Source organism: Mesorhizobium sp. M0751 (assembly GCF_040320265.1).
Taxonomy (GTDB): domain Bacteria; phylum Pseudomonadota; class Alphaproteobacteria; order Rhizobiales; family Rhizobiaceae; genus Mesorhizobium.
In genome coordinates, this window is record NZ_JAMYPH010000035.1 from 25,534 (window position 1) to 31,901 (window position 6,368).

Genomic DNA, 6,368 nt, shown 5'->3' on the forward strand with positions numbered 1-6,368 from the left:
TCGACAGCCCGTTAAGACGCTCCGGCACGTGGATTGTGGAGGTGGTCGCAGGGCGGTCTTCTATGACGCCCACAGACCGACTGGTGCCGCCCTCGTCGTTGGCAGCCGAAGATCCCACTGCTTCAACAGCTTAGGTTCGTCATGCGCAAATACACGTTTTCTCGAACGGAGCTGTCGCGGGCGTTCGGTATCGACATGGCCACGCTTGGAACGGGAAGCGCTCGCACGGGGTTTTCATTCGGAAAGGTTGGACCCGGCATCACATCCGAGCCCCATCGGCACGACGAAATCGAGGCCTTCGTGGTCCTGTCTGGCGCGGGCAAGGTCACTACCGACCGTGGGGAAATCTCGGTCGAGGCGGGCGATGTCGTTCTGTTCCATCCTTTTGAAGCGCATGTGCTGCGCAACGATGGGGACGAAGACCTAAATTTCGTCGATGTCTACTGGCGAGACGCCGAGGCCGCCCTTGATGCCGCTGCAAAGACCACGGCTCCACGTGGGCCGATCTTCGTCTTCTCCACGCCGCCAACGCCAAATGGCGATCTGCATCTGGGCCATCTTTCTGGCCCTTATTTCGGCGCCGACGTCTATACTCGTTTCCTGCGCATGAAAGGAGTCGAAGCATATCACCTCACTGGAAGCGATGACAACCAGAGCTACGTCACGACACGCGCCGATGCCGATCAATCGACGCCTGCAAACGTGGCGCACTACTACGCCGACGAGATTCGCGCCACGCTTGCACTTTTCGATTGTGAGGTCCACAGCTTCCAACTCACGACGGGCGATGACGGTTATTGCGAGTTTCAAGCCGCGTGTTTCCGCAGTCTTCTGAGCAGCACGGCGGTAGATCTGCGCCAGAGCCCTGCGCTTTTCGATGCTGTGACAGGCCACTATCTTTACGAGCCGGATGTTAGCGGCCTCTGCCCCGATTGCGGCGGCTCCGCCGGTGGCAACATCTGCGAGGAATGCGGCGCCCCAAACCTTTGCCACGACTTGGGTGCAGCCCGGTCACGGCAGTCTGCCGAGGCGCCGCTGGTCGGCTCCGTCGGCCGCCCGGAACTTGCCTTGGACCGATGCTACGACAATATCGACCGGCATCTAAGGGCCTCGGGCGTCCCGCTACGGATCTTAGATCTCTTCGCGCGCCTACGCCGACGCGGCAACTTTTCAGTGCCCATTACCCACCCCTCGGACTGGGGCCTGCCGGCCGAAGGGTTCCCGGGGCAAGTGATCTGGGTCTGGCCGGAAATGGCCTTCGGTTTTCTTTACAAAATCCAGGCGCTCGGCCGCTTGCTGGGTCGCGACTGGAAGGCGGAGATGCCCGGCAACGACTGGCAGATTGTCCATTTCTTCGGCTTCGACAATTCGTTCTACCACGCGCTACTCTACCCCGCTCTTTACGCCGAGGTCTTCTCCCACTGGACGCCACGCATCCACTATCACGTCAACGAGTTCTACCTGCTCGACGGCAAGAAATTCTCAACCAGCTGCCGCCATGCGGTCTGGGGTAAGGAGGTTCTGAGCCCAAAGACAGTCGACGTCGTGCGCCTCCATTTGGGCCTGACACGCCCGGAAGGTGAGCGGACGGATTTCACGCTGGACGCGCTGCGCCGCACCGAGAACGAGGTGTTCCAGGGGATCTGGCTGAACTGGCTCGATGCGTTGAACCAGGAAATCAAGCAGGATTTTGGCGGCCGTGTACCCGATGCAGGCGATTGGAGCCCGGCCGACCGCGCCTTCTTTGCTCGGATAGAGATCTATCGCGCGGCGATGGAACGCGCCTATTCGGACGAAGGCTTCTCGGTCCGGCGCGCGGCCGCTCAGGTCTGCGATTTCGTGCGCGATTGCGTGATCTACCGTCGGGCGCAAGACTATGCGGCGGCGCGACGTTTCTATCCCGCCCGCAATCGGACTTCGCTAGCCCTTCAGACGACGGCCGCTGCGATCCTGGCACCGACACTCGCTCCGCTGATGCCCCGATTCGCCAGAACGCTGGCGCGAGGCATCGACGGCGTCTCAACCGAAACATGGCCCCGGTCCGTCCAGCGCCTTGCGCCCGGGACGCGCTTTGATCTGGGACTCGTGTTGGTGTTCTACGCCAGATTGAGCAATCCTCATCTCAGTCAGGAGGAAGCGCTATGAGCCCAAAGGTGCACCAGTGAGCTATCCCAATCTCGACCAGATCTGCGCGGCAATCAAAGCCGATGATGCCAAATATCTTTGCTCGCTGCCACTGGCGCCCGAAGGCCGCTACCAGACGGTAGAGACCAGATTGGCGGACCTGAACCAGCGGATCGTCGACACCCTGGCCCGCGCCTTCGAGGACCGCTCGGCCGATAGCTTCCCAGCCCTTGCTGTTTCGTGCGGCAAATGCCTTGTGGGCTCGACTGCGCTGACCAACCTCTTCGGCATCGCGGGATTTCCGTCCTATTACCAGCCGGTCAAGACTATGATGCGGTTCGAGGCGCTTGGTCAACCTAGCGCGCCCTGGATCGTGCCCGATCGCGCGACAAAGCCTCTCGTCCATTGCAAGGAAATGACCGGCCTCTATCTGCTGGCCGAATGCCTATTCGACCCAATCGACCTTCTGGTGGCGGCGGGCTATCCTGCGGCGAAGATCTCTATGGTCGTGGCTCGAACGCGAGCCGGTCGCCTCTCTCTTGACTCCTGGCTCGAGAAGTGGAGCCTGCACAGGGCACCCGCTACCTTCGTGCAGCACATTACTTGCTGTGGGCGCTCAATGCCGCACGGATCGAGCGCAATGCCCGCCGACATGGCATCTGGGTGGTGAATTATGTTTACGAGGCAAGTAAGCATCCGCACGCGGCGGTGGTCGCGCTTCTGGACTGTTTTGGTCTCGGCGACAGGTTCACGCCCGCTCGTCGACGACTGGGACAAGCGGGGCTCTTTGGAATCACCGGACTCCTTAGTGCGTTTTCCGGTCGAGCCTGCTCCCTATGTCATGGTCGGTCTCCATGCGTCCGAGACCCGTTACCGGTTCAAGGATCGCACGTCAGCTACGTGACCGACGAGATGCGAGCGCTGCTCGCGCGCAAAGGAACCACAGATATCTATGCGCGAGCTAGAAATGCTTGCTTTGCTCAGCTGAAGCTTGAACCGGAGGCTATATGAGCCGGCGGACGGGACAACAACATGGATCAGCGGACCGGTAGCCGACATGCTGGGCACCTTGGCGTTGGGCGGCACACGCAGGCCTCCTTTGCGAGCCGGTTCTGCGCGCAAATCAGCCAAGCGGCCGATCGATTCTTGTGCGAACTCGGAGGACACCGTGCAAAAGAATTGGTTATTCGCTGGGGCCGACACCGGCGCGGAGACCTTGGCACGTGCCATGACGATCATCGAGACGGCGAAGACGAGCGGCATCAATCCGCACGCATATCTGGCCGACCTGCCCGACCGCATTCATGATCACAAGATCAACCGCCTCGATGAACTTCTTCCATGGAGTTTACGCCTGTCACGTGCGCCGAGGCCGCCTGATGGCAACGATCACCTACGTCTTCACCATCAACCACGTCGCGAAAATGCTCGGAGAGGATCCCGAACTCCTGGAGGCGATCGTCTATAACGATGACAACCTGTCCTACGGCAGTATCATCAGCGTTTACGACGGCACGGACGAAGCGATCACCGCTCTTACCGACGATGGAGTTGACGAGCTGAGGCAAATGCTTGCCCATGCCCGCCGCTCGACCAATGACTGGAACGATTTCCTCGAAGACTTCGTCTCAGACCCAGACATCATCGCACGCATCAAAGCGAAATCTCCGCGGTAACAATGGGACGCTTATGGTCGAGAGACTGGCACGCCAGACGCCGGGCGAAGGCGAACCGCGTGCCGATTACACCTTGTGCCTGCGACAGCAGCATAGCGCCCCGGTCTTGGTCGCCTTCTAGACATGGCTCGACGACCAGGCACCCAAGGTCCTGCCCGAAAGCCTGACCGGCAAGGCGATCTCCTATGCGCGAAACCAATGGGACTATCTGACCCGCTACGCCAGCGACGGCCTCGCCCGATCGTGTGCCGAGCGTTCTGCAAAAAGTTTTGGAGAGAGAACGGCGCTTGCTCTGAAGGGCGAGCGGCCATGGCACGGTGGTGACGTTGCGATCACCGATTCCCGTGGAAGGGGAAGTGCCATGACCAATCGAGACGTTAGACTGAGCAGAGGCGAGTTGAAAGCGTTGCTGTTGTCGGATGAGGACGGCTTTCGCCAGACATTGCAGAGTGTCGTGCAGGAGGTTCTTGAAGCCGAGATGACGGAGGCGATCGGGGCCGAGAAAGGCGAGCGGACGGCGGGGCGGACGAGTTACCGGTCCGGCTATTACGAGCGCAAGCTGGTGACGCGGGTCGGGGTGCTGGAGCTTCGCGTTCCGCAGGATCGGGCTGGCCGGTTCTCGACGGAGTTGTTTGAGCGCTACCAGCGTTCGGAGAAGGCATTGGTGTCGGCGCTGGTCGAGATGTACGTGCAGGGCGTCTCGACCCGCAAGGTGAAGGCGGTGACGGAGGAACTGTGCGGCCATTCTTTCTCGGCCTCGACGGTGAGCGAGGCGACGATGCGGCTGGATGAGGCGCTCAAGGCGTTCTTCACGCAGCGGCTCGAGGAAAGCTATCCGTATCTCATCTTGGACGCGCGCTATGAACGGGCTCGCGAGGCGGGCGTGATCGCCAGCCAGGCGGTGCTGGTGGCGATCGGCGTGGATTGGGAGGGCCGGCGCCAGGTTCTGGGCGTGGAGCTGGCCAACCGGGAGAGCCATTCGAGCTGGCGCGAGTTCGTGACGGGGCTCAAGAATCGCGGGCTCGCCGGCGTCGAGTTCGTCGTCTCCGACGACCATCCGGGGCTCAGGGCGGCAATCCGCGAAGTGCTGCCCGAAGCGGTCTGGCAGCGCTGCTACGTGCACTTCCTCAGAAACGCGCTCGACTAGGTGCCGCGCAAGGTCGACGACGATTGCCTGATGGAGCTCAGATGGTTCGGAGCCTGTCCTCGGGCCGGCGAAGCCGGACCCGGGGGACCGGCGCGACCTTGCCGAGGTCAAACGCGACCTGGCGCAGTGGATCGCCAAATGGCAGGCCAAATACCCGAAGCTGGTCAACTGGGTGGAAGACAACATCGAGGAGACGCTGAGCTTCTATCGGCTGCCGCTAGCTCACCACAAGCACATGAAGTCGACGGATGACATCGACAACCCTGATTTCGACTTTTTCGATTCCTGTTGCGTTTCTTTGTTCGGCTCAGGTGAGCCTGTTTCTTCGTCCCGGCCCACAGGATTTCCCACGCGAGCGTGTCGAGACGCAGTCAAGGCTGGCCGGTGCGATGGCGCCACGGCCGGCTGCGAGGTTTCCAGGCCACGCCTTGACGGCGTCGAGCACGGCGCCATTCTGGAGCGGACCGAGGGCGTCGGTCGTGCCGCCACATTTCCTTGTGCTATATTTGTCCGGCACGGACGACCACGTGGCAAAGAGTGGTGCGAGAGGATGAGAGTGCCGCCACGCAGCCGGTATAGTCGTTCCTCGTTTGTGGCGTCCGTGCGCCGCTTCGGCCCTCGTGACCGCCAATGCCGAACCATTAGCTCGTAGGCACGTTCGGCATTCTCGGCCGCGGCTTTCTCGCTGTTTCGCAACTCCTTCACGTTGTAGGCGTAAGCCGAACCGCGGCGACCGACACCGCGCTCGCCCGGCGCGCCGGCCTTGAGAGCGAGCTGCCTCTGCTTTGCCGCCACCAGCGCCGGGCGAGCCCAGAAGTAGTCCTGCTCCTTTGTCAGCAGATGCCAGATCAACACGGCGAGCTTGCGGGCGAGTGCCACGGCTGCGACCTGATGGCCGCGCTTGTTACGGATGCGTAGGAAGAAGGCCCTGAGCGGTCCGGGCGCCTTCGCCGTCGCCCAGGCGGCCTCGACCAGCATGGCGCGGGCATGGGAACGACCATGTTTGCTGATCCGGCCATATTGCGCCAAGCCAAGACCGGATTGGCGCACACGCGGATTGAGGCCGAAGTAGCTCACCAGCTTCTGCGGTTCGCGAAACCGCCGGATATCGCCGACGGCGGCGATGATACCGCTCGCGACGATGGCATTGACGCCGGTGATCGTCTGAAGCCGCCGGACTTGCACATCATCAATCGCTTCCCGGGCGATGTCGCGATCGAGGTCGGCCAGATCCTCGGCCAGGCGGTCAATCTCGCGGATGTGGCGAGCGATGGCGGCCCGCTCGTCGTCGGGAAGCACCTGCCGCTCGAGCCAGGCGCGACCGCGATTGTTGAACAGATCTGCATGCGGGCACTTCGGCACGAGGTGCGCCTGCAGGATGCCATGCACCTCGTTCTTCACGCGCGTGCGATGCCGAACGA

3 protein-coding genes and 3 pseudogenes are annotated in these 6,368 nt (G+C 61.9%); 5 read left to right on the forward strand and 1 reads right to left on the reverse strand.

Annotated features, from left to right (window positions below; translation table 11 throughout):
* The first annotated feature begins 141 nt into the window (after window positions 1-141).
* The 5 genes and pseudogenes from NKI19_RS30855 to NKI19_RS30885 all read left to right on the forward strand — a co-directional run.
* Complete coding sequence (locus NKI19_RS30855) at window positions 142-2,145, forward strand: class I tRNA ligase family protein (RefSeq protein ID WP_352567480.1); 2,004 nt, start codon at window positions 142-144, stop codon at window positions 2,143-2,145.
* A 16-nt stretch (window positions 2,146-2,161) separates the two neighbouring features.
* Window positions 2,162-2,794, forward strand: coding sequence for a hypothetical protein (locus NKI19_RS30860; protein ID WP_352567481.1), 633 nt, complete (start codon window positions 2,162-2,164; stop codon window positions 2,792-2,794).
* A 501-nt stretch (window positions 2,795-3,295) separates the two neighbouring features.
* Window positions 3,296-3,472, forward strand: a pseudogene (locus tag NKI19_RS30870) (transposase domain-containing protein); the annotation flags it as partial.
* A 31-nt stretch (window positions 3,473-3,503) separates the two neighbouring features.
* Complete coding sequence (locus tag NKI19_RS30875) at window positions 3,504-3,800, forward strand: hypothetical protein (protein ID WP_352567482.1); 297 nt, start codon at window positions 3,504-3,506, stop codon at window positions 3,798-3,800.
* A 361-nt stretch (window positions 3,801-4,161) separates the two neighbouring features.
* Window positions 4,162-5,206 (forward strand): annotated as a pseudogene (locus tag NKI19_RS30885) (IS256 family transposase); the annotation flags it as partial.
* A gap of 344 nt (window positions 5,207-5,550) precedes the next feature.
* Here the strand turns inward: NKI19_RS30885 and NKI19_RS30890 are convergent.
* Window positions 5,551-6,368: pseudogene (locus NKI19_RS30890) on the reverse strand (IS110 family RNA-guided transposase); the annotation flags it as partial.